The sequence below is a fragment of the Bradyrhizobium sp. ORS 278 genome (assembly GCF_000026145.1).
Classification (GTDB): domain Bacteria; phylum Pseudomonadota; class Alphaproteobacteria; order Rhizobiales; family Xanthobacteraceae; genus Bradyrhizobium.
The window spans coordinates 1,990,506-2,014,145 of sequence record NC_009445.1 but is presented as its reverse complement, the minus strand read 5'-3'; the positions used below and the strand labels follow the sequence as shown (position 1 = coordinate 2,014,145).

General features: G+C 66.1%; 23 protein-coding genes. 10 read left to right on the top strand and 13 right to left on the bottom strand.

All coding sequences use genetic code 11. From position 1 onward, the window contains the following. Positions 1-45 precede the first annotated feature (45 nt). From BRADO_RS34695 to BRADO_RS08880, 3 genes are all read left to right on the top strand, one after another. Positions 46-219 carry a hypothetical protein gene (locus tag BRADO_RS34695; protein ID WP_011924985.1) on the top strand — a complete coding sequence of 58 codons (174 nt, stop codon included), beginning with the start codon at positions 46-48 and terminating at the stop codon, positions 217-219. A 131-nt stretch (positions 220-350) separates the two neighbouring features. Beyond that, complete coding sequence (locus BRADO_RS08885) at positions 351-1,826, top strand: MATE family efflux transporter (RefSeq protein WP_011924984.1); 1,476 nt, start codon at positions 351-353, stop codon at positions 1,824-1,826. A gap of 259 nt (positions 1,827-2,085) precedes the next feature. Beyond that, positions 2,086-3,312 (top strand): pilus assembly protein TadG-related protein, encoded by a 1,227-nt coding sequence (locus BRADO_RS08880; RefSeq protein ID WP_011924983.1) that lies wholly within the window; start codon positions 2,086-2,088, stop codon positions 3,310-3,312. A 541-nt stretch (positions 3,313-3,853) separates the two neighbouring features. Here the strand turns inward: BRADO_RS08880 and BRADO_RS08875 are convergent. Beyond that, positions 3,854-4,372, bottom strand: a complete 519-nt coding sequence (locus BRADO_RS08875) for a cupin domain-containing protein (protein WP_011924982.1) — start codon at positions 4,370-4,372, stop codon at positions 3,854-3,856. Positions 4,373-4,518: 146 nt separating this feature from the next. On the opposite strand from BRADO_RS08875, the gene BRADO_RS08870 reads away from it, so the two are divergent. Continuing rightward, the gene (locus BRADO_RS08870) at positions 4,519-4,734 is read left to right on the top strand and encodes a CsbD family protein (protein WP_170323310.1); all 216 of its coding nucleotides are present in this window, start codon (positions 4,519-4,521) and stop codon (positions 4,732-4,734) included. A 421-nt stretch (positions 4,735-5,155) separates the two neighbouring features. Here the strand turns inward: BRADO_RS08870 and BRADO_RS08865 are convergent, their stop codons facing one another. Both BRADO_RS08865 and ggt read right to left on the bottom strand, forming a co-directional pair. Continuing rightward, complete coding sequence (locus BRADO_RS08865; protein ID WP_244422995.1) at positions 5,156-5,614, bottom strand: FKBP-type peptidyl-prolyl cis-trans isomerase; 459 nt, start codon at positions 5,612-5,614, stop codon at positions 5,156-5,158. Positions 5,615-6,634: 1,020 nt separating this feature from the next. Further along, positions 6,635-8,221, bottom strand: coding sequence for a gamma-glutamyltransferase (gene ggt / locus BRADO_RS08860; RefSeq protein ID WP_041756262.1), 1,587 nt, complete (start codon positions 8,219-8,221; stop codon positions 6,635-6,637). A 132-nt stretch (positions 8,222-8,353) separates the two neighbouring features. On the opposite strand from ggt, the gene BRADO_RS08855 reads away from it, so the two are divergent. Next, on the top strand, positions 8,354-9,133 hold the full coding sequence (locus BRADO_RS08855; protein ID WP_011924978.1) for a rhodanese-related sulfurtransferase: 780 nt from the start codon (positions 8,354-8,356) through the stop codon (positions 9,131-9,133). Further along, positions 9,120-9,347 carry a SlyX family protein gene (locus tag BRADO_RS08850; protein ID WP_011924977.1) on the top strand — a complete coding sequence of 76 codons (228 nt, stop codon included), beginning with the start codon at positions 9,120-9,122 and terminating at the stop codon, positions 9,345-9,347. The genes BRADO_RS08855 and BRADO_RS08850 overlap by 14 nt, the downstream gene beginning before the upstream one ends. Before the next feature lie 13 nt (positions 9,348-9,360). Here BRADO_RS08850 and BRADO_RS08845 read toward each other — a convergent pair whose 3' ends face one another. Next, positions 9,361-11,271, bottom strand: a complete 1,911-nt coding sequence (locus BRADO_RS08845; protein WP_011924976.1) for a diguanylate cyclase — start codon at positions 11,269-11,271, stop codon at positions 9,361-9,363. Between the two features lie 155 nt (positions 11,272-11,426). Next, on the bottom strand, positions 11,427-11,675 hold the full coding sequence (locus tag BRADO_RS08840) for a hypothetical protein (protein WP_011924975.1): 249 nt from the start codon (positions 11,673-11,675) through the stop codon (positions 11,427-11,429). Between the two features lie 191 nt (positions 11,676-11,866). Here BRADO_RS08840 and hemE point away from each other — a divergent pair, with 191 nt between their 5' ends. Next, positions 11,867-12,898, top strand: a complete 1,032-nt coding sequence (gene hemE / locus BRADO_RS08835) for a uroporphyrinogen decarboxylase (RefSeq protein WP_011924974.1) — start codon at positions 11,867-11,869, stop codon at positions 12,896-12,898. Positions 12,899-12,902: 4 nt separating this feature from the next. On the opposite strand, the gene hemC is transcribed toward hemE, so the two are convergent. The 3 genes from hemC to BRADO_RS08820 all read right to left on the bottom strand — a co-directional run bounded on the left by hemC (position 12,903) and on the right by BRADO_RS08820 (position 16,807). Continuing rightward, on the bottom strand, positions 12,903-13,880 hold the full coding sequence (gene hemC / locus BRADO_RS08830) for a hydroxymethylbilane synthase (RefSeq protein WP_011924973.1): 978 nt from the start codon (positions 13,878-13,880) through the stop codon (positions 12,903-12,905). Positions 13,881-13,895: 15 nt separating this feature from the next. Next, positions 13,896-15,521 (bottom strand): GMC family oxidoreductase, encoded by a 1,626-nt coding sequence (locus BRADO_RS08825; RefSeq protein ID WP_011924972.1) that lies wholly within the window; start codon positions 15,519-15,521, stop codon positions 13,896-13,898. A 98-nt stretch (positions 15,522-15,619) separates the two neighbouring features. After that, complete coding sequence (locus BRADO_RS08820) at positions 15,620-16,807, bottom strand: acetate/propionate family kinase (RefSeq protein WP_011924971.1); 1,188 nt, start codon at positions 16,805-16,807, stop codon at positions 15,620-15,622. A 175-nt stretch (positions 16,808-16,982) separates the two neighbouring features. Between BRADO_RS08820 and BRADO_RS08815 the strand changes: the two genes are divergently transcribed. Together BRADO_RS08815 and BRADO_RS08810 are read left to right on the top strand one after the other, a co-directional pair. After that, positions 16,983-18,017, top strand: a complete 1,035-nt coding sequence (locus BRADO_RS08815) for a uroporphyrinogen decarboxylase family protein (RefSeq protein WP_011924970.1) — start codon at positions 16,983-16,985, stop codon at positions 18,015-18,017. Positions 18,018-18,264: 247 nt separating this feature from the next. Next, positions 18,265-18,804, top strand: a complete 540-nt coding sequence (locus BRADO_RS08810) for a hypothetical protein (protein WP_244422994.1) — start codon at positions 18,265-18,267, stop codon at positions 18,802-18,804. Between the two features lie 22 nt (positions 18,805-18,826). Here BRADO_RS08810 and BRADO_RS08805 read toward each other — a convergent pair whose 3' ends face one another. From BRADO_RS08805 to BRADO_RS33820, 5 genes are all read right to left on the bottom strand, one after another. Beyond that, positions 18,827-19,807, bottom strand: coding sequence for a PDR/VanB family oxidoreductase (locus BRADO_RS08805; protein WP_011924968.1), 981 nt, complete (start codon positions 19,805-19,807; stop codon positions 18,827-18,829). A gap of 11 nt (positions 19,808-19,818) precedes the next feature. Next, positions 19,819-20,574 (bottom strand): GntR family transcriptional regulator, encoded by a 756-nt coding sequence (locus BRADO_RS08800; RefSeq protein ID WP_041756261.1) that lies wholly within the window; start codon positions 20,572-20,574, stop codon positions 19,819-19,821. A 5-nt stretch (positions 20,575-20,579) separates the two neighbouring features. Next, a complete protein-coding gene (locus tag BRADO_RS08795) occupies positions 20,580-21,623 on the bottom strand; it encodes an aromatic ring-hydroxylating dioxygenase subunit alpha (RefSeq protein ID WP_011924966.1) in 1,044 nt (347 codons plus the stop codon). Positions 21,624-21,923: 300 nt separating this feature from the next. Continuing rightward, the gene (locus BRADO_RS08790; protein ID WP_011924965.1) at positions 21,924-22,532 is read right to left on the bottom strand and encodes a nuclear transport factor 2 family protein; all 609 of its coding nucleotides are present in this window, start codon (positions 22,530-22,532) and stop codon (positions 21,924-21,926) included. 448 nt (positions 22,533-22,980) lie between these two features. After that, positions 22,981-23,406, bottom strand: coding sequence for a group II intron maturase-specific domain-containing protein (locus BRADO_RS33820; protein ID WP_011924964.1), 426 nt, complete (start codon positions 23,404-23,406; stop codon positions 22,981-22,983). On the opposite strand from BRADO_RS33820, the gene BRADO_RS08780 reads away from it, so the two are divergent. Continuing rightward, entirely contained in the window at positions 23,342-23,620 is a 279-nt protein-coding gene (locus tag BRADO_RS08780; RefSeq protein WP_244423081.1) for a hypothetical protein, read from the top strand. The two genes, BRADO_RS33820 and BRADO_RS08780, sit on opposite strands and share 65 nt — an antisense overlap. Positions 23,621-23,640: the final 20 nt, after the last annotated feature.

Genomic DNA, 23,640 nt, shown 5'->3' with positions numbered 1-23,640 from the left:
CGAACGCGCATCGGGGCAAACTTGTGTCCATTTTACAACAACCTTGTGGACCGTCTAACGCCGACAATAGGCAACCAGGGCTGGTTCGAATATGGCGGCCGGCTCGGCTTCCGGCTCCAGAAGGGCTGGATCGCCGACCTCTTCGTGAACGGCACGCTCGGCCCGCAGCCGGTCGGCAACACCATCCACGGCGGCGTCGGCCTGCGCATCCATTACTAGACGGGCCTGCCCGCTCAAGAAATCATGATCGGTCTGCGCTCCCCCCGCCTTGACCGCCGCCCTCCGGCAGCTCTATTGAATGATGATCGTCATTCAAATCGACGAGCTCGCGAGGGCTGCGCGGAGGCACGATGGACGTATCGACCGAGGCCACCCGCGCCAGGCGTGCTGCGAGTCCGCCGCCCGCGCCGGCTCCGCCGCCGGCCGACCCGTCCCGTGCCAAGGCCGCGGCGACGCGCGCGGCCCTGCTGTCCGGCCCGATCCTGCCCACCCTGGTCCGGCTGGCGCTGCCGACCATGTCGGTGCTGGTGGCGCAGACCGCGGTCAACGTCGCCGAGGCCTATTATGTCGGGCTGCTCGGCACCGATGCGCTCGCCGGTGCCGCGCTGGTGTTCCCGATCTTCATGCTGATGACGATGATGTCGAACGGCGGCATCGGCAGCGGCGTCTCCTCGGCGGTCGCACGCGCGATCGGCGCGGGCCGCAACGCCGACGCCGATGCCGTCGCCTTCCATGCCATCGTGCTCGCCGTCATCGCCGGCGCCCTGTTCACGCTGGCCACCGCGCTGTTCGGCCCGGCGCTCTATCATGCGCTCGGCGGCCGCGCCGGGGCGCTGGAGGCGGGCGTGCGCTATTCCAACTATCTGTTCGCCGGCGCCGTTCCGGTGTGGATCGTCAATCTGCAGGCGGCGGCGCTGCGCGGCGCCGGCAATGTGCGGGTGCCTGCGCTGGTCACGCTGGTCGGCGCCGTCATCATGATCCCCGCCTCGCCGCTTCTGATCTTCGGCCTCGGGCCGCTGCCGGGCCTCGGCATCGCCGGCGCCGGCATTGCCTTCGGGCTGTACTATTGCGGCGCCATGCTGGTGCTGGTCCGCTATATGGCCTCCGGCCGCTCCACCCTGCATGTCCGACTCGCGCCGCTGCAGATGAGGCTGTTCGCAGACATCCTCAAGGTCGGCCTGCCGACCGCGCTCAACGCCGTCCTTGTCAACCTCACCGTGATCCTGGTGACCGCGCTGGCCGGTCGTTTCGGCACCTCGGAGCTCGCCGCCTACGGCATCGCATCGCGGCTCGATTACATCATGATCCCGCTGCTGTTCGGCCTGTGCACGGCCACCCTGACCATGGTCGGGATCAATGTCGGCGGTGGCCAGGGCGCCCGCGCCCGCCGCATCGCCTGGGTCAGCGCGGTCAGCGGCGCCACGCTGGTCGGCGGCATCGGCCTCGTCGTGGCGCTGCATCCGCCGCTCTGGCTTACGCTGTTCAGCCATGACCCGGACGTGCTGCGCGAGGGCGCGATCTATCTGCGCATCGTGGCGCCCGCCTATGCCGCGCTCGGCTTCGGCTTCGTGCTGGCCTTTGCCGGCCAGGGCGCCGGCCACGTGCTATGGCCGTTCATCGGCTCGTTTCTGCGCATCCTGGTCGCCGCTGGCGGCGGCATGATCGTGATCGTCGTGCTCGGTGGCGGCATGACATCGCTGGCGACGATGGTGGCGCTGTCGCTGGTCGCTTACGCGCTGGTCTGCAGCCTCGTGCTGCTGTCGGATCGGATCTGGCGCACGTCCTCGCGTGAGCCGCGCATCGACGAACGAGAGAAAGCTGCCTGATTACAACTAATAAGTAGCGCAAGCTCCACCATCTCACACAAGTAATTTGCACGATCACCAACTGCGGGCGGTGTCATGAGGGCTTTCTCGGCCTTCGTCAAAACAGACTGATAACCCTGAGTTCCCGCCACCCGCGTGAGAGTTCCCTTTCCGGAACCGAATTCAGTTTGCGGTAATATTTGCGGCTCATCTCCTGCTGCGAGGGGCCCTGCTTTGCCGGCGCGGAGCCCTGGTCCGCCCGCAGCAGGAAGCGCCTGACATGACCGCATCGATTTCCTCCGAACGTCTTCGCAGCCGATCGCGCCGCTTCTGGCGGGCGCAGGACGGCCAGATCAGCATGATCTTCGCCATCGCCATCATTCCGATCGTGATCGCGATCGGCACGGCAGTCGACTTCTCCAAGTCGAGCGACACCAGGACACAGCTGCAGAAGGCGGTCGACTCCGCGGTGCTGGCCGGCGTCGTTCAGCCGAGCGGCCAGCAGGTCTCGACGGCGAACGCCATTTTCAGGGGCGATTTCGGCGGTCGCTTCGGCACCGCCGCCTCCGCGAGCTTCACCGCGAACAGCGACGGCTCGCTCACCGGCTCGGCGAGCGCGACGGTGAACACCTCGTTCCTGACAGTGATGGGTACCTCGTCGCTGGGGATCTCGGCCTCCGCGACCGCGAAACCCGGCGCGCAGAGCAAGTCGCCGGTGTGCATCCTGCTCGTCAGCACGCTGAACTCGCAATCGCTGCTGGTCAACTCAGGCGCGCAACTCAACGCGCCGACCTGCGAGGTGCATGTGCTGTCGACACAAAATCCGGCGGCGCTCTTCAACGCGACCTTGAACGTCAAGCGCATCTGCATCAAGGGATCGACGATCATCAAGAACGGCGGCGTCACCCCGCCGGCCGAAACCAGTTGCGCCGCGATCTCCGATCCATTCGCCGGCTCGTTGCCGACGGTGACGGTCGGATCGTGCACCACCAACAACAAGGTCTACGATCCCGGCTCGGTCACGCTCAGCCCCGGCGTCTATTGCGGCTCGACCAATTTCAACGGTTCGGGAACGCTGACGCTCAATCCGGGACTCTACATCATCAAGGGGACGATGACCTTCAACTCGGGCTGGACGGTGACAGGCAACGGCGTCACCTTCTATCTCGTCGACCAGAACGCCACGCTCACCTTCAACGGCAACGTCAACGCCACGCTGGCGGCGCCGACCACCGGCACCTATGCGAACATCCTGATGTACGAGCCGACCGGGCTGTCGACCACCAATTTGCCGATCAACGGCACCAGCGGCTCGTCTTTTACAGGGCTCATGTATCTGCCGAGCCGCAACGTCACCATCAACTCGGTGTCCAACGTCAGCAGCAACAGCGTGACGATGGTGTTCAACACGCTGATCCTGAACGCCACCAACTGGACCATCGCGCCCGGCGCGCTGTCGATGTCGGTGTCGAACGGACCAGCGGGGACTGCGTATCTCTCGAAGTAGCAGCCGTCGAGACACGGCGGCTGCGACCATTCAACGACATCTGGCCGTCGCGGCGGCGACGCCACGTCCCTCTCCCCGTTCGTGGCGGCCGCTAGAACGGGCGAGAGAGGGCGGCCCGGCCCCGTAACGGTCGTCCCTGTCCGCGTTGCCAAGGTTCGCATGCCCTTGACACCTCCAAATCTTTCAGATTACGTTATGTTATAACATTACTTATTCGAAAAGGCCAAATGTCCTCTCGCCGCCGCCAGCTGCCCCTCAAGAGACTGTTCGATCTGGATGCACAGACGCCTCGGCACGGATCGGTACGGCTTCCGTACGACTGGGACGACTGCTTCGCAGCAGCGCATCCTCAACAATCGTCAACCGCGGATGGCAACCTGACCGCCATGGACGTTCTGAAAGGTCCCAACTGATCGTCGGAGATATCAAGACCCCGACACGCGCGCGACAGTCGCCCCTGCTCCGCGCGTGAGGGAGCGGTACAGCCGCTCCTGCCCGGCGGGACCATCGCGAGATGGTCCCGCCACTGGGCCTCGAGACTTTAAGATTTCGTCTCGGCCGGATCCCGGTGCACCGGATCGACCCACAGCACCGTCTCCGGCTTTTCGACCGGCTCGATATCGATGTTGATCGCGACCGCCTCGCCGTCGCTGCGCACCAGCACGCATTCCAGCACCTCGTCGGGGCTGGCGTTGATCTCCTGATGGGGCACATAAGGCGGCACGAAGATGAAGTCGCCGGGGCCGGCTTCGGCGGTGAACTGCAACTGCTCGCCCCAGCGCATCCGCGCCTTCCCCTTCACCACGTAGATCACGCTTTCGAGATGGCCATGATGATGCGCGCCGGTCTTTGCGTCAGGCTTGATCGTGACCGTGCCGGCCCACAGCTTCTGCGCGCCGACGCGCGCGAAGTTGATCGCCGCCTTGCGATCCATGCCCGGCGTCGACGGTACGTTGCCGTCGAGCTGATTGCCGGGAACGACGCGGACACCGTCGTGTTTCCAGCGCTGGTCGCCGTGATCATGAGAGTGGCCGTGCGCGTGGTCGTGAGAGCCTGACATTTTCTTCTTCTCGAATGCGTGATGGTCAGCAGGAACCGGCGCATCCTAGTCGAAATGCCGCGTCAGCGCCATTGCGGTTCCATCAGAACCTTTCCGCATCGCCCGCGTTGATCCCGCGCAGTTCACACAGACAACGGAGAGCAACTATGGGTTCGACCATGGACAAGATCAAAGGCGCGACCAACGAAGCAATCGGCAAGGCCAAGCAGGGCATCGGCGAGGCCACTGGCAACGACCGTCTGCAAGGCGAAGGCGCCGTTCAGGAAGTGAAGGGCAAGGGCCAGCAGGCGCTCGGCGATGCCAAGCAGGCGACCAAGGACGCAGTCAACACTGCCGCCGGCGCTGCGAACAAGAACCTCTGAGCGATAAGTGCCTCGCTGCGGCAACGCAGCTGATCGGGCAACCCCGAGATCACGAAGCCGGCTCCTCGCGGAGCCGGCTTTGCTCGCATGTTAGCTGAGAGTTTGTTGCGGGTTTTGGGGTGAGCGTTGTGAGCTGTAGGGTGGGCAAAGGCGCGAACAATGGTCTCTCGATCCCGCTCATCTGTGACGCGCCGTGCCCACCATTCCAACCGCTCGCGCGGATCCACGGTGGGCACGCATCCGCCCTTGCGGGCGTCTGCTTTGCCCACCCTACGGAGCGGCGCAAGATCGAACGATCAACTGCCAGATGCAGCGCCCTCTCCCCCAAGGCGAAGCGGAGCTTCGCCAGGGTGGGAGAGGGCGCATTCATTGGCACCGCGCTATCTGCTGATTCAACAGCAACAGCGGCGACTGGAGCCCCTTACTTCACCCCCAGCAATTCCACATCGAACAGCAAGGTCGCATTCGGCGGGATCACGCCGCCGGCGCCGCGGGCGCCGTAGCCGAGCTCCGGCGGGATGATGAGGGTGCGCTTGCCGCCGACCTTCATCGTGGCGACGCCCTCGTCCCAGCCGGCGATCACGCGCTTCATGCCGATCGGGAATTCGAACGGCTCGTTGCGATCGACGGAGGAGTCGAATTTCTTGCCCTTCTGGCCGTTCTCATAGAGCCAGCCCGTGTAGTGCATCACGCAGGTCTGACCGCGGGCAGGCGTCGCGCCGGTACCTTCCTTGGTGTCGATGATCTGCAGTCCGGAGGGAGTGGTCATGGTCTTTCCTGTCGGTTTGGCTGAACTGGTCTGTGCCGAAGTTGCATGAGAGCCCAGCACGGCGCCGGCCGCGGCGCTCGCCGCCACCAGGATCGCTTGTCTTCTGTTCATCGGACGCCGCATGCTTCAGACCGCCTCTGCTCGTTCACGGGGGGAGACGCGGTTTAGCGCATGCAGACGCGGCTGACCAGCCTGCGGGGCTGCGGCAGCGGACCGCCTTATGCCTTCCGTTAAAAATAATTTCCTTGCTATTTATCGGAAATCATGATTATCTCCGCGGCATCCCGCCTCACTGCGAGGGGCGTTGCGCGCGATCGTCACGACACGCGAGGCGGGGATGCGGTGGCCGCGAGAGATCGCAGCGTCCTCTTCATGGGGGTGCCGATGAACGATCGCTCGCGGACGTGAAGTCGCAGCGTCCCGACACCCCGAAGCTGGTGTCATCCGCGCAATGCGCGTCAGCGCATTGTCGCAAACGCGACGAGGCTTCGCTTCGCGCGGAGGTGGCCAACAAGCCGGCGCACCAGGGAGACTGCGTATAAGCGTGAAGACCATCGCGCAGGGAATGCCGGCGTGGTTCGGCTGCACCTGTGGTACCTGCCGCCTGCATTCTTGTTCGCAGGCGGGCCATGGGTGAGGCCGTCACCCGGCATTCCCTGCGCCCTCTGCCTGATCGCGAGGGACGGACGGACCGAATAGCTCGGGCGCAAGGCGCCGCGAGGCCGGAAAGGCATGTCCGCGGTCACTCACCTTGGCTGTTTGAATCGTGAATTCGCCCCACCCACCGCCCTCGTCCCGACAAGCCGCGACGCGCGCAGCGCGGCACGGCGCCGATCCGGGACCCATAAGCCGCAGCAGAGGTGAGGCGAGAAAAAGCCAATGACCAGCCTGCCTCGAACCACTCCCTGGGGGTATGGGTCCCGGCTCGAGGCCGGGACGACAGCGGAAAGTGGGGCTGCCGTAGGGAGGGCAAAGCGGACGACCGCAGGGCGGCTGCGTGCCCACCGTCTTTCAGCGAGCGCGGAGTGCGGACGGTGGGCACGGCGCGGGAGAGAACATGCCACACCCGATAGATCGTGGCGCGCCTTTGCCCACCGTACGGGTCGGCGCGTGACGACATACGCGCCCGCCTCAATACCCCAGCGCGCAGCCGTCCTTGCGCGGGTCGGAGCCGCCGGTGAGCGTGCCCTTGTCCCAGTCGATCCAGATCGCCTGGCCGCCGCCAAGCGGCGAGACCACCTTGGTGGTCTTGTGGCCGATCTTCTGCAGGCCTTCGACGACCTCGGCCGGCACACCGTCCTCGAGCTGATAGACGCCTTCATAGTGCAGACCGCGCGCCATATCGATCGCTTCCTGCACGTCGCAGCCATAGTCGAGGATGTTGGTCAGCACATGGGTCTGTCCGACCGGCTGATACTGGCCGCCCATGACGCCGAACGACATCTGTGCGCGGCCAGCCTTGGTGGCCAGCGCCGGGATGATGGTGTGCAGCGGGCGCTTGCCCGGACCGATGCAGTTCGGATGGCCGGGCTGGATGCGGAAGCCGCCGGCGCGGTTCTGCAGCAGCACGCCGGTCTCGTTGGAGACGATCGCCGAGCCGAACGAATGCGCGATCGAGTTGATGAAGGAGCAGACGTTGCGGTCGCGGTCCACCACCGTGATGTACACCGTCTCCGGGTTCATCGGCGGCGCGACGTTCGGCAGGTCCAGCAGCTTGTCGAGGCTGATCTGCGAAATGTACTCGTCGGCGAACTCCTTGGCGAGGATGCTCGCGACCTCGGTGGTCATGTGCTGGGGATCGCCGATGTGCTGCTCGCGCATCATGTAGGCGATGCGCGCGGCCTCCGCTTCGAGATGAAAGCGCTCGATGCTGAGCGGCGCGATGCGGGTCAGATCGAAGCGCGAGAGGATGTTCAGCATGACCAGCATGGTGATGCCCGGGCCGTTCGGAGGGCACTGCCAGACGTCGTAGTCCTTGTAGGTGGTGCCGATCGGCGAGGTCACCTCGGTCTGATGGTTGGCGAAGTCCTCCAAAGTATGCAGACCGCCGATGCTGCGCAGCGTCTGCACCATGTCCTCGGCGACCGCGCCGGTATAAAAGCCCTTCGGACCTTCCTTGGCGATGACGCGCAAGGTCTGCGCCAGCTCCGGCTGACGGATCACGTCGCCCGCGACGGCGGCCTTGCCGTGCGGCAGGAAGTAGCGCGCGGTATTGGTGCCGTTCTTGAGCTTCTCGAACTGGTTGTTCCAGTCGAAGGCGACGCGCGGCGCCACCACATAGCCATCCTCGGCGGCGCGGATCGCCGGCTGCAGCAGCCGGTCGAGGCCGAGGCGGCCATGGTCGTGCAGGATGCGCGCCCAGGCATCGATCGCGCCGGGCACGGAGACGGCATGCGCCGAGGTCAGCGGCACCGAATGGATCTTGCGCTCGAGGTACCAGTCGACGGTCGCCGCGGCCGGCGCCCGGCCGGAGCCGTTATAGGCCAGGATCCGGCCCTCGCCCTTCGGCTGCACCAGCGCGAAGCAGTCGCCGCCGATGCCGGTCGACTGCGGCTCGATCACGCCGAGCAGCGCGCAGGCGGCCACCGCCGCGTCGGCCGCGGTGCCGCCGGCGCGCAGCACCTCGATTCCGGCCAGCGCCGCCTGCGGATGCGAGGTGGCAATCATTCCGTTCTGGGCGTGGACCGTGGACCTGCCGGGGAAATGGAAGCTTCTCATCGTGGCTCGCTGGGTGCTCTCGTTGGGGCCGGACGGCCCGTGCTGGCCGGCTACATGGCACATTCCTTCCGGCCTCGGCAATGCCCGCGGATACCAGCTTTTCTATGGTCAGGTCTGCTGCTAAACGGCCGCATGTCCCTGACGGTCGCCGCCCTCTATCAGTTTGTAGCATTGCCGGATTTTCGCGACCTGCGCGCCCCGCTGCAGGCGGTCTGCGCAACACGCGGTATCAAGGGGAGCATCCTGCTCGCGGAAGAAGGCATCAACGGCACGGTCGCCGGGACCAGCGAGGCGATCGCGTCCTTGGTGGAGGAGCTTCGCCACGGTGCGCTGTTCGCCGGCCGCCTGGACAATCTGGAGCTGAAGTTTTCCAGCGCCGCGTCCATGCCGTTCCAGCGCCTCAAGATCCGGCTGAAGCGGGAGATCGTGACACTGGGCGATCCCCTGGCCGATCCGACCCGGCAGGTCGGGACCTATGTCAGTCCCGCGGATTGGAACGCGCTGATCGCCGCGCCGGACACGCTCCTGCTCGATACACGCAACGCGTTCGAGGTCGCGATGGGGACGTTCGAAGGCGCCGTCGATCCGGGATTGCACAGCTTCGGCGAGTTCAAGGAGTTCGCTGCTCGCGCGCTCGATCCTGCGAGGCACAAGCGGATCGCGATGTTCTGCACCGGCGGCATCCGCTGCGAGAAGGCAAGCGCGCTGCTGCTGGCGCGCGGCTTTCCCAAGGTCTACCACCTCAAGGGCGGCATCCTGAGATATCTCGAGGAGATTCCGGAGGCCGAGAGCCGCTGGCGCGGCGGCTGCTTCGTGTTCGACGAGCGGGTGGCGCTCGGCCACGGGCTGCGCCAGCATGCCGCCCCAGTCAGCCAGGGCAAGGCGGAGGGCACGGGCGATGAGCAACTCTGAGCTGTCGGACCAGGAACTTATCGAGCGAATCGACCGGCTCGAGATGCGCCTGACCTTCCAGGACGACACGATCGAGACGCTCAACCAGACCATCACCGCGCAATGGCGTGAGATCGACGCGCTGAAGCGGCAGATCGCGCTGCTCGTCGAGCGGCTCGAGGAGGCCCAGAGCAATACCGAGGGGCCGCGGAATGAGCCGCCACCGCACTACTGAGCGCGCGACGATCTCAAGCTGGCACGGTGGCCGGCGCCTTGCTGGACGGCAGCTCCACGACCTCGCCCGCCATGACCATGCGGTCGCGCCCACCGTCCTTGGCGACATAGAGCGCGCGGTCGGCCGCCTCGATCAGCGAGGCCGGACCCGCCGAACGTTCCAGGCCTGGACGGCAGACGGCGCCGCCGAGGCTGGCCGTCACGATGCCCGGCGGATTGTGCGCATGGACGAGCGCGGCGGCATGCAGCGCCCGCCGGATCCGCTCGCCGAGCCGCGCGCAACCGGCGGCATCGGTGTTCGGCAGCAGGATCGCGAACTCCTCGCCGCCATAGCGGGCCACGAGGTCCGAACTACGCTGGGCTTCGTCGGCGAGGATTCCGGCAACGGTGTGCAGGCATTCGTCGCCGGCCGGATGGCCATAAGCGTCGTTGAAGGCCTTGAAGTGATCGATATCGATCATCAACAACGCGAGCGATGTCTTTTCGCGGTAGGCCCTGCCCCACTCCTCCAGCAGCCGCTCGTCGAAGCGGCGGCGGTTGGCGAGCCCGGTGAGTCCGTCCTCGATCGCCAGCGTCTCGAGCCGGCCCTGCAGGTTCTTCTGCTGCGTCACGTCGCGCGTGACGGCAACGAAACCATCGAGCTCGCCGTCGGGTCGGCGGGTGGCGCGGATGGTGGCCTCGACCCAGATCTCCGATTTGTCGCGGCGGCGCATCCGATAGGTTGCGCGCGCTTCGTCGGCCATGCCCTTCCGGAGCTGATCGAGGATCTCCTGCAATTGCGGCCGGTCGAGCGGATGCACGCCGGAGATTGCGCGCTTGCCAAGCAACTGCGAGGGGTGCCAGCCGAGCACGCGCGACGTCGACGGCGAGACGTAGCCGATGCACTCGTCGAGCTCGATGCGCGTCACGATGTCGCTGGAGCCTTCGGCGAGCAACCGGAAATTCTCCTCCTTGGCCGCGAGCGCGGCCGCAAGCTGCTGCCGCCTCGACAGCTGCTTGACCAGGAAAATGCCGATTGCGACGACGAGCCCGAGCAGGATCACCAGGACGGTGAACCGCACGACCGCATCGCGCTTCCACTCGGCGAGCACCTCGGTCTCCGTCCGCGTGGCCAGAATGAGGAAAGGATACCGCTGCGCGTGCTGATAAAAGGCGATGCGCTCCGACTTCTCGCCGAAGCGGCGGAACCGCAGCGTGCCGGAGGCCGGATGATATGGAATCGCTTCGACCATCGGCTGGCCGAGACCGTGCGAGTCCGGCTCGGAATTGTCTGCGAGCACGAGACCATCGCGGCTGATCAGACTGATCGTGCCCTGCTGTCCGACGTCGAACTGCCGGTAGAACCCGGCGAAATAGGCGACATCGATGGTCGCGAGCACGACGCCGCCGAAACTGCCGTCGGCGTGATTCCAGCGTCGCGAGAGCGTGATGACCCATTGACCGCCGGATTTGCTCTGCACCGGGCGGCCGACCAGCAGCGAGCGGTCCGCCGAGGATCGGTGATGGGTGAAGTAGTCACGGTCGGCATTGTTGTAGTTGGTGAGCGTAACGTCCTCGGTCGTGGCGAGCCAGTCGCCATTGGCGTCGTAGGCAAAGACGCCGCGGATGCGTCCGAGCGTCGCTTTCCTCGCCTTGAGGATCGTCTGCAGACGCGTGATAGCTCCGGGCTTGCCGTCGTCCGTCTCGAGCGCTGTGACAACGCCGCGCATCAGGGAATCCGCCAGCTCGACGGTATCCTCCACATGCTGTGTCAGCGATCTCGCGAGATTGCCGAGGTCGACCTCGGCGTTGTGCACCTCGGCATTGCGCGACGTCCATTCGCTCCAGCCGCTGAAGGCCAGGATCGCTCCGCACACGAGCGCAAGAACAGCCGCAGCCCACAGCGGCAGGCGGCTCAGATCGACTCTGGTGGCAGCAACGTCCATTCCGCGGAACTCTCCGGACCGCGGCAGACTCGCATGGACGCGTTAGCTAACTCTGAAACATGTTCCGTTCGAAGGCGCTGCGAGTCCTCCGTAAGACTACGGCACGGGCCGTATATTTACGGATACGGCATCGCAGGTCGCTCGGTCCTGTTAGTTCAGCGAGCGAACACCGACCGGACCTTGTCCCACAACGACGAGGTCTCATGCTCATGCGAGCCCTGGCCACCGCCCTTCGCCTTTATCCGCGTGGTCGAAGGCTGCTGCAGACTGACCGGGTCCGAGGCCGGAAACGTGTCCATGAGTCCTTTGTCGAGTTGCGTCGTCGTCTCGCGATCGAGACGGGCCGCTTCACGCGGATCGACGGCATGCTTGTCGTGCGGCGCAGGATTGAACTTCTCAACCATGATCGATCTCCCTGTCAGGCGACAACGCAGCGGCGAAAGGCGTGTTCCCAACGGCGGCCGGCGTCGCCCAGCGCGCCGATGCGGCTCCCCCCTCAGTCGGATGGGAGCTTGGCCGGAACCGTCCGGCCATGTATCACGGACGGTAAACTGTTCCCACAGGGTTGCGGAGCCCCAGCGTGAGTGAGACTGCCGTGAACAAGCCTTTCATCGACGTGCTGGCAGGTCAGCGCCAGAGCGTGCCTCCGATATGGATGATGCGGCAGGCCGGCCGCTATCTGCCGGAATATCGCGAGGTGCGCGCCAAGGCCGGGGGCTTCCTCGACCTTTGCTTCAATCCGGAGCTCGCGGCCGAAGTCACCTTGCAGCCGATCCGGCGGTTCGGCTTCGACGCGGCGATCATCTTCTCCGACATTCTGGTCATCCCGCACGCCCTCGGCCGCAGCGTCCGATTCGAAGTCGGCGAAGGCCCGCGACTGGATCCGCTGGATACGCCCGAGAAGATCTCCACGCTGTCCGGCGAGGCGGATCTGTCCAAGCTCGAGGCCGTGTTCGAGGCGCTACGCCGCGTCCGCAGCGAGCTGCCGCAGAGCACCGCGCTGATCGGCTTTTGCGGTGCGCCATGGACGGTCGCGACCTACATGGTCGCTGGCCAGGGCACGCCGGACCAGGCTCCGGCGAGACTGCTCGCCTACCGCGCCCCCGAGGCGTTCCAGAGGATCATCGACGCACTCGTCGACAGCTCCATCGCCTATCTGTTGAAGCAGCTCGATGCCGGTGCCGACGCACTGCAGATCTTCGATACCTGGGCCGGCGTGCTGTCGCCGCGCGAATTCGCGCGCTGGTCGGTGGCACCGACGCGGCGCATCGTCGAGGGCGTGCGCAAGATCAGGCCCGATGCCAAGATCATCGGCTTTCCGCGCGGCGCCGGCGCGCTGCTGCCGGGCTATGTGACGGAGACTGGCGTCGATGCCGTCAGCATCGACTGGACGGCGGAGCCCGGGCTGGTGCGCGAGCGGGTACAGAGCAAGGTCGCCGTGCAGGGCAATCTCGATCCGCTGGCGCTGATCACCGGCGGTGCTGCGCTCGACCAGGCGGTCGACGACGTGCTGGCGAGCTATGCGGGCGGCCGGCACATCTTCAATCTCGGCCACGGCATCACGCCAGAAACCCCGATCGCCCATGTCGAGCAGATGCTGGCGCGTGTACGGGCCTACAAAGGATGATGACCTAACGCGGCCGGCTGCGCTCGATCAGCGCGGCCGCGCCGCTGGCGAGCAATTCGAGCCCGACCGCCCGGCCGAGCTCGCGCGGACGATCGGCGGGGCCGGTCCGCTGGGCCTCGATGAAGCGGCCGCCGTCCTCGTCGAGCACCGAGGCGGTCAAGGTCATCTGCGCGCCGTCAATGGTCGAGAAGCCCGCAATCGGCGAGTTGCAGTGGCCGTTGAGCACCCACAGCACCTCGCGCTCGGCATCCGCGCAGGTCCGAGCCGCCGCGTCGTCGACGGTCGCGAGAATGCGCCGCGTCTCGAAATCCGATGCGGGGCACTCGACCGCGACGATGCCCTGCCCGACCGCCGGCAGCATGTCCGCGACCGGGAATTCATGGGACGCGCGGTCGGACAGGCCGACCCGCTCCAGCCCGGACCGCGCCATGATCAGCGCATCCGCCGGGCCGACCGCACCGCCATCCGGCATCCGCTGCAGCTCACCATTGTCGAGCTTGCGGATGCGGGTGTCGGCGGCGCCGCGGAAATGAATCAGCTCCGCGTGCGGAAACAGCCGCCGCGCATAGGCCGCGCGGCGCACCGCATTGGTGCCGATCTTGAAGCCGCGGCCGCCATCCTTGCGGAAGTCCTCCAGCGCCAGCCCCTTGCGCAACACCAGCACATCACCCGGCGGATCGCGCGACAGCAGCGCCGCAATGACGAGGCCAGGCGTCTCCTCATTGCCCGGCATGTCCTTCAGCGAATGCATCGCCGCATGCAGCTTGCCGTCCAGCATGGCGCGCCGGATCTCGGCGACGAACGCCCCTCCCTTGCCGCCATGGGTGAGGAGCTTGCTGGTCTGGTCGGAATCGCCCGTGGTCTCGAACTTGACGATCTCGATGTCGAGCGACGGGATCGCGGCCTGCAGACGGCGCGCGATCTCCTCCGTCTGCGCCAGCGCCATCGTGCTCTTGCGGGTGCCGATCCGGAAACGTGTCACGAGGTCATTCCTGCGTCAGCGCGCGTCCTGCAAGATCATGTCGGAGGCCTTCTCCGCGATCATGATGACCGGCGCATTGGTGTTGCCCGAAACCAGGTCCGGCATGATCGAGGCGTCGACGACCCGCAGACCGCCGATTCCACGCACGCGCAGGCGCTCATCGACCACGGCCAGCGCATCGGTCCCCATCCGGCAGGTCGAGGTCGGATGATAGATCGTGCTGCCGGTCTGCCGGCAATAGGCCAGGATGTCGTCGTCGCTCACGACCTTTCCCCCCGGATAGGCTTCATCCGAGACATACGGCTTCAGGGCCGGAGCCGCCAGGATTTTCCGCAGGATGCGAAGACCGTCGATGTTGGCGCGGCGGTCGGTCTCGCTGGCGAGATAATTGATGCGGATTTCCGGCGGTACCGCGGGATCGGCGCTCCGGATCCGCAGCGATCCCCGGCTTTCGGGCCGGAGCTGGCAGACCGATGCCGTGAAGCCGGAGAAGGTGTGCAGCTTTTCACCCATCTTGTCGGTGGAGAACGGAATGAAGTGGATCTGGATGTCGGGGCTGGCGAGCCGCGGATCTGTCTTGAAGAAGGCACCCGCCGTGCCGGCGGCGATCGTCAGCGGCCCCTTGCGGAACGCGGCGTAGCGTGCCCCTGCCATCACCTTTCGGACCGGATGATTGACGATGTCGTTGAGTGTGATGCGCTGACTGCAACGCATCACGATGCGAACCTGGAGATGGTCCTGCAGGTCGGCGCCGACGCCCGGCGCATCGAGCACGACGTCGATGCCATGCTGCTTCAGCAGATCGGCAGGACCGACGCCGGACAGCTGCAGCAGCTGCGGCGAATTGTAGGCCCCGCTCGAGACGAGGACCTCCTTGCGGGCCCGCGCCGTCCGGAGCCGGCCGCGCTGGCTGAACGTGACACCGCAGGCACGGCGTCCTTCGAACAGGATGCGCTGTGCCAGCGCATCGGTCTCGACATGGAGATTGCTGCGGCCGAGCGCCGGTCGCAGATAGGACACCGCGCTGCTGGCGCGGCGCCCGCGTCGGGTCGTGGTCTGGAAGAAGCCTGCGCCCTCCTGGCTCGCACCGTTGAAGTCGCCGTTGAAAGGCAGGCCGGTCTCGACCGCCGCCTTGACGAAGGCCTCCGACAGAGGATCCTCGTGCCGCCAGTCCGACACCGGCAGCGGACCGCCTGTGCCGTGATAGTCGTCGGCGCCGCGCGACTGGTTTTCAGCCCGCTTGAAATAGGGCAGCACGTCGTCATAGCCCCAGCCGACATTGCCGCGCTGGCGCCAGCGGTCGTAGTCCTCGTGCTGGCCGCGGACATACAGCAGGCCGTTGATCGAGCTGGAGCCGCCGAGCACCTTGCCGCGCGGCTGGAACACCGAGCGGCCGTCGAGCCCCGGTTCGGGCTCGGTCTGGTACATCCAGTTGACGGTCTTTTCCTTGAAGAGCTTGCCGTAGCCGAGCGGGACATGGATCCAGATGTTGGTGTCCTTTGGGCCGGCTTCGAGCAGCAGCACCGTGTGCCTGCCGTCGCTGCTGAGCCGATTGGCGAGCACGCAACCAGCGGAGCCGGCGCCGACCACGACGTAATCGAACTCCAGCTCCTGATCACGCAATGCTACGCTGCCTTCCATCGTGTTCCTGCCCGGTCATTTGTTCTTTCATCCTGGAGATACCAAAAAGGCAGCACATGCAAGCGGCAAATCGGAAGATCTGGCCGGCACACCGGTCCTTACCTTCGCTCGTCGAGCAGCTCTGCAGCGTGCTGGGCGATCATCATCTCCTCGTCGGTGCTGATGACAAATATTCGAACCCGGGAGTCATCCGACGAGATCACGGTTTCACCGGCGCGATTCCGGCTTTTGTCCAACGCGATGCCAAGCCAATCAAATCCTTCACAGACGCTCTCCCGGACTTGCCAGGCGTGCTCGCCGATCCCGCCGCAGAACACGACGGCATCGAGCCCGGAAAGCACCGCCGCCATGGCGCCGATCTCACGTCTGATCCGGTCGACAAAATAATGGATTGCCTGTCGCGCCTCCGCCGTTCCGGCCTGCTCCAGCTCGCGCATGTCCTGCGACAATCCCGAAAGGCCCTTGAGGCCCGAATGATTGTAAAGCAGATCAGTGACGGCCTCGGCCGTCATTCCCTTCTCTTGCAGCAGATAGAGAACGACGCCGGGATCCAGCTGGCCGCAGCGCGTCCCCATCGGCAGGCCATCGAGCGCGGTAAAGCCCATCGACGAGCCGATGCTCCGTCCGTCGCGGATCGCGCACATCGAGGCGCCGTTGCCGAGATGCATGACGACCACACGCCCCTTTTCCTCCCGCGGCGCGATCTCCTTGAGGCGCGAGACCACGTACTCATAGGACAGGCCGTGAAAGCCATAGCGACGCACGCCCTCATCATAAAGCCTCCGCGGCAGGGCGTAAGTGTCGCTCACCCAGGGATGGGTGCGGTGAAAGGCGGTGTCGAAGCAGGCGACCTGAAGCGCGTCGGGAAAGGCACGGTGCGCGGCGCGCAACCCGGCGAGATTGTGAGGCTGATGCAACGGCGCCAACGGATTGAGCGTCTCGAGCCGGGCTGGGACATCATCGGCGATGACGATCGGCTGGGTGAAGACGAGTCCGCCATGCACGATGCGATGGCCGATCGCATCGACCGTCGTCCGACCGACGGCGCTTTGCAGCACATCGATCACCACGGCCAGCGCTGTTTCATGATCGGTCGCGCGCCTCGCATCGAGCGGCTCGTCTCTCAAGCTCGCGCCCCTCAGCCTGGCCTGGAGATGCGGCGCGGCGCTACCGAGCCCCTCGATCTGGCCGCGCATCGTCTCACGCGGGCCGGCGTCGTGTTCGAACAATGCGAACTTGATCGAGGAGGAACCGGCGTTGAGCGTCAGGATGTGCTGCGTGGTCATGCGGCCGGCCCTCGCTGCGACGTCGCGCCAAGGCGCAAAATGCGGAAAATACGACTTATTTTCATGACGCCCCGAAGACAAATAAAACGCTAGGTTGCACCACTATCGCGATAGTTTCGTCCGCTGACGTGCTGCCCAACCGGGCCGGACTGCGGGGAGGACCCTTGTGGTGAACATGCCTGGACATCTCCTGCCGACCACCGTGGTCGGAAGCTATCCGCAGCCGGACTGGCTGGTCGATCGCGCCATGCTCTCCAAATCCATTCCGCGCATTCGGCTGCAAGGCATGTGGCGCATCCAGCGCCCGCTGCTCGAGGAAGCCCAGGACGATGCCACGATCGTCGCGATCCACGACATGGAGCAGGCCGGCATCGACATCGTGTCGGATGGCGAGATCCGGCGCGAGAGCTACTCGAACCGCTTCGCCACTGCACTCGACGGCATCGATGCGGACAATCCCGCGATCATCATCTCGCCCGCCGGCAACAAGACGCCGGTGCCGCGCGTCGTCGGGCCGATCCGGCGCAGATATCCCGTCGAGCTGCGGGATATGGAGTTCCTGCGTCGCAACACGACCCGGGCGGCCAAGATCACGCTGCCGGGCCCATTCACCCTGAGCCAGCAGGCGCAGGATGATTTCTATCACGATGATGAAGCGGTCGCGATGGCCTTTGCGGAGGTCGTCAACGCGGAAGCCGGCGACCTGCAGCGGGCCGGCGCTGACGTCATTCAGCTCGACGAGTCCTGGGTGCGCAGCAATCCGCAGGCAGCGCGGCGCTATGCCGTCAAGGCCATCAACCGTGCGCTCGATAACATCACGGTGCCCACCATCGTTCACGTCTGCTTCGGCTATGCCGCGATCGTGCCAGGCTCCAGCAAACCGCGCGGATATCCGTTTCTCACCGAGCTTGCCGACTGCTGCGCGACGCAGATCTCCATCGAGGCGGCGCAGCCGCGGCTCGATCTTGGCGTGCTCAAGGAGCTCTCGGGCAAGAGCATCGTGCTCGGCGTGCTCGATCTCGGCGATCCCGAGGTGGAGCCGGTCGCTGTCATCGCCGAGCGCATCCGCAACGGCCTCAAAGTCGTGGCGCCGGAGCGGCTGGTGGTCGCGCCGGATTGCGGGATGAAATATCTGCCGCGGGCGACCGCCTTCGGGAAATTGAAGGCGATGTGCGCGGCGGCGGCGCGGGTGCGCGAGGAGTTCGCATAAAGGCAATGCGGCAGGGCTGACGCATGTCGGGCGGCGTTCTCCACGGTGGCGCCACCCTTGGACCCCATTCGCGGAATAAGGCAGGCGCTGAACGCCGAGGTCCGGCTCGATCGATCTTGGCGGAGGGGAGGCTCTGATGGCCGTCTGCATCATGCCAAGATTCACGCCGAGGCGTGTCGCGGGTGCGATCGCCCTGCTCGGCTGCGCATCCGCTGGCCCTGCGAGCGCCGATCCGATCGAGAACGTCATGGGCGGTCTGCTGCGCGACGCGCGCAGCTCGCTGGCGCGCGTGGTGCCCATCGAGCTCGTGCCGACGCTGCCGTCGTTGCAGCCTCCTCCCATCCAACAAGCTGCGCCACCCGTGGCAACGCAGCCGCTTCAACCGCCGGCGGTCAGCAGACCGCCGCAGGCTCCAGAGCGAACGGCCAGGCCCAAGCCGCCGATCAGTCCGGCCGCCGCCGAGCTGGCCGCGGCCGACGCTGCCGAGACCATCGCCGACGCCAATCTCGATGCCGCGCTGGCGGCGAACGAGAAGGCGGTGGCCGACCGCAGCGCCGCGGAGGCGCTCGCGAAAGCCAATCCGACCCCGGCCACCATCGCCGCGGCGAAGGCGGCCGTCGAGGCCGCTCACATCGCGGAAGCCAACCTCACCGACGCGCTGCTCGCCGACAAGGACGCCGATGCGCGCCTCAAGGCGGCGCGGGCGGCGGTGGCCGCGGAACAGGGCAGCCGCAAATCCGGCACCAAGCCGCAAGCGGCGATGCCGGTCAATCTCGCCGACAAATAGTCGGCGCCACGTGCAACTCGACTCAGAGCGCGTCGGCGCGCTCCAAAGTATCGATCGTCACCACGCCATGGGCGCGCGAGACGCAGGCGCAGAGCTTGCGGCTCTCATGCTTCTGCTCGGCGCTGAAGAACACGTCGCGATGGTCGATCTCGCCGTCCACCTCGACCACGTCGATCGCACAGACGCCGCACTCGCCGCGCCGGCAATCGGCCATGACCTCATGGCCGGCGGCGTTGAGCACGTCGAGCATCGAGCGGTCGCGCGGGACCACGATCTCCTCGCCGGAGCCGCGCAGCCGGACCTTGAACGGCTCGGTCGACAAACGCCCGCTCGAGCCGAACGTTTCGTAGCTGAGATCGGCCGGTGCGCGACCGCTCGCCGCCCAGGCACTGCGCGCCGCATCGAGCATGCGCATCGGCCCGCAGAACAGCACCGCCGTGCCGGCCGGCAGCCCGGCAAACAGGCCGGCGAGATCCAGCCGCTGCGACTGGTCGGCGGCGTAGACCGCGAGCCGGCCGCCGAGCAGTGTCGCGAGCTCATCGGCATAGGCCGCATCGGCCCGGGACTTCACCGCATAGTGCAGCGACACGTTCGGCGTCTTGCGCAACAACGCCTGCGCAGCACCGACCAGCGGCGTGATGCCGATGCCGCCGGCCACCAGGCAATAATGCTCATATTGCCAGCCGACCTGCAGCAGCGAGGTCGGGCTGGTCACGTCGAGCCGCGCGCCCGGCTGCAGCGACCACAGATAGCGCGAGCCGCCGCGGGAATCGTCGGCATGGCGCACGGCGATCCGGTAGCCGCGCGGATCGGCCTCGCCGACCAGCGAATAAGAGCGCACATCCGGCTGCCCGCCGATCAGAACGCTCACCTTGATGTGGCTGCCCACCGGATAGGGCGCGCAGACGTAGCCGTCGGGCCGCAGGATGAACTCGCGAATCCCGGATGCGAGATCGCGCGTCGCCACCAGCGTCGCGGTCGTCCAATGGTCCTGGAAGCGCATGATCCTCTCCGTCAGTTCGAGATCGACGCCTTGATCAGCGCGGCGGCCGGCACGAGGTCCATCGGGCCGCGCGCCTTGACAGCCAGCCGCAAATTGCGCGCGGCGAGCCGGGCATGCTCGCGCATGATGCCTTCGGCGCGCGCGCCCTCGCGGTTCTCGATCGCATCGATGACGATGCGGTGATGCTCCTGCGCCACCACCAGGATGTGGCGCGCCTCCGGCAGCGCCGATTGCGCCATCACGAATCCGCTCGGCGAGGCGAAGGGCAGCGCGCTGGCGCGGTCGACCTGACGGATCACCGGCGGGCTGCGCGACAGTTCGGCCAGCAGCGCGTGAAAGCGCGCGTTCAGCGCGACATAGGCCGAGAACGCATCGAACGAGATCTCCTGCGGCGCGATCAGCTCGTCGATCTGGGCGAGACATTCGCGCATCGGCTCGGTGTCGCGCACGGAAACGCCGCGCTCGGCGGCGAGCCGCGCCGCCAGGCCTTCCATCGTGCCGCGGACCTCGATGGAGTCGAGCACGTCTCGCTCCGAGAAAGACTTCACCATGAAGCCGCCCGACGGAATGGCCTCGAGCAGCCCCTCCTCCTCCAGCCGCACCAGCGCCATGCGCACCGGTGTGCGCGACACGCCGGCGGCCTCCACCGCCTGCAGCTCCGAGATCCGCTCACCCGGGCGCAAGCCACCGGTGAGGATCATATCGCGCAGCGTGAGCTGTGCGCGGACGGTTTGCGAGATCGAGCGTTCATTGTCACGCTCTGCCATTCGATTCACTCCGCCGCTTCGCGCAGCGGCGTTTCACGCGCGATCATCCGGTCGATGATCCGCCGTGCCCACATCGCCCCTGCATCGATGTTGAGATTGTAGAAAACGCGCCCCGGGTTCTCGTCCATCGCGCGCTGCTGTGCTTCGAGGATGAATTCGTCCTCGCGGAAGATGCCGGACACGCCTTCGCGGATCTCCGTCGTCAGCCGCTGCTCGGAAAGCTTGTAGTTGCGGGCGAAGGCCCAGAAATAGTGGCAGGTCTTGTCGGTCTCCGGCGTGATCGTGTTGAGCACCATGCCGTTCACCCCTTGCGAGCGGTCGCCCTCCGGCGCGCCGGTCCCGGTCGGCGCCACGCCGACGTCGATCGTCACGGTGCACGGCGACTCGAAGCGGATGATCTGCCAGCGGTCGACCAGGCCCGGCTTGCCGAGCTGCTTGGCCCAGAACGGCGGCGGCTCGATGCCGCGCATCCAGCGCGTCACCGTCGCGGTGCGCTCGCCATGAGTGACGTCGAACGGCGCCTCCGCCACCGCGTCATTGCCGATGGACGAGCCGTGCACGAAGGTCTCGTGCGTCAAATCCATCAGATTGTCGACGACGAGCCGGTAGTCGCACTTCACCTGGATGGTCTTGCCGTCGCCGGCCCAGGCCGGATCGTGATTCCAGTGCATGTCGGGAATGGTGGCCGGATCGGCCAGCGCCGGATCGCCCATCCACAGCCAGATGAAACGATGGCGCTCGACGGCCGGATAAGCGCGCACGCAAGCGGACGGGTTGATGGTCTCCTGCGAGGGCATGTAGGTGCAGCGGCCCTGCGGGCTGAACTTCAGCCCGTGATAGCCGCACACGACGGTATCGCCTTCGAGCCGCCCCTTCGACAGCGGGACGAGCCGGTGCCAGCACGCATCCTCGAGCGCGGCGATCGCGCCGTCGGCCTTGCGGTACATCACGACATGCTTGCCGCAGATGGTGCGGGGCAGCAGAGCCTGCTTGACCTCGGCATCCCAGGCCGCGGCGTACCAGGCATTCATGGGGAATGAAGCAGCCATCGCGTTTCCTCGTGTCGGTATACGTCCAACTCGATTATTGTATACAGCAACTGGGCCCGAAGGCGCAAGTTCCTGCATTTTTCGGCGATGGCTAACCACTTTTGTATACAGACCTCCTCCCCAGCGGCTTCGATGAGGCCGGTTCCATTCGATCTAGGGCCATATTCCTTTCGAATTCAATTATTTTTGGGCAATCGATCCGCTGGCGGAAGGGCGCTTTCAGCCCGTTACCTCCGATTGTTCGAATGTTCCGGAGCGAAACGATATTCGGACGTTGGCGGCTTGGGCTGCCTTCGGCGCTCACAGCGGCTCACCCCTGAGCCACGCCGCGCCGCGTGCATAGAGGGCCTCGACCTCCGGTCCCTTCAATCCGGGCATGTCGCGCTTCACGGTGTAGCCGATGCGCGTCTGCAGATAAGCGAGATGGCGATAGCCGACCGGAAACTGCTCGAGCAGCGCGCGGTCGAGCGCGGGCACCGCGCCCGGCGTGACCGGGTCCATGCGGTCCTTCTCATAAATCGGCTGGCGCAGCACGATGCCCCATCGGCCGGCGCGCTTTTCCAGAAAGTCGTAGAAGCGTCCGGTGCACAGCACGTCGCATGCGACGCCTTCCACCTCGGCCCGCTGCGAGATCGTCATCTTGGTCTGCGAAATCGCGCGGTTGCCGTTGAGATCGACGGAGATGCCGCCGAGGAAGTGCAGGATGTTGACACCCTTCGCCCAGGCCGCCTTGCTGATCTCGATGAACTCGTCGCCGGTGCCTTGCGTCCACGTCGCCATCATCCGTCCGTCCGGATGCCAGACAGTGCGGAAGCGCTCCCAGTCCCCGGCATCGCGCCAGATCGCCCAGTTCTGGAGCAGTTCGCGAATCTGACGATCATCCTCGATCCCAGCGGCGGTCTTGGTCATGATGGTTTCCTCGTTACGTTGTCGCTGCTGGATACGGGATCGGGACAGCGCTGCAAAGGCACGGCCGCTCATGGCTGCCCGGAGCGCGCAACAAATTCGGTGTCGTCCCGGCCTTGAGCCGGGACCCATAACCACCGGCCGATGTGGCTGCGGGAGCTCCATCCACCCGCGTTCCTCAAACCTCTCCCTGGGGTTATGGGTCCCGGCTCAAGGCCGGGACGACAGCGGAGGGTTTGGTTGCGACCTTTGCCCGTCGAAACATGACCGGACGTTCCCGCGGCCGATGCGGCCCGAGTGATGCATTCGTCCTGTCCCTCCAGATAACGAGAGGGCGCGAGGAAGGCCGGACCTCGGCTGAATCGGGATAGGGGGGAGTCTCGCGACTCCTCCCCTCCCACACCACCGTACGTACGGGTCACTTATACGGCGGTTCGACAGATTGAGCGGTTTAGCGGGTTGCGAGGTAAGGCAAGCCGCGTGAGGCGAAGAAGATGTTCGGCAGAGCCATGGTCAGCCCGGCACTGTTCGCGAGCCGCCAAGGGCCACGTGGGTTGCCGGCTGTCTTGAGTGCCAGCTCCCGGCCAACGCCGCGGCGTTGCAGTTCGTCGAAGCGAGTGCGACCGTGCTTCCATTGGGTCCAGACGACAGCGCGCAACCGCCGTCTGATCCACTCATCCAGCTTGCGCAACACCGACGGCGTCTCGCAGAACCCGAAGTAGCCGCGCCATCCCTTCAGGTACAGCGACAGCTTCTCGATGATCTGCGCGAGGCCTCGGCCGGACCGTCGCCCGCATGACCCGATGTGGTGGGTGAAGCAGCTCGTCAGGCGCGAGCAGATCTCGATGCTGCCGCCCGCCCTCGCGCTGCTCCGCAAGGTCGAGAAGCAGGTGGCGGCGATCGAGACCCTCCCGGACGAGGCCGCGGTCCGGCGCGAGGTTGCGGGCCTCAATTCGGAGATCGCCAAGGCCAACGCGACCGTGCTGGAGGGACCGTCGACCACGCTCGGCGCGCTCGACGCGGATCAGGTCGTGGCGCGATGGCGACAGCGTCGGGCCTCCGGTCAAGCCACGGCGGTCGAATCGCGCTGAGGCCGCGACGGAGCCACTCG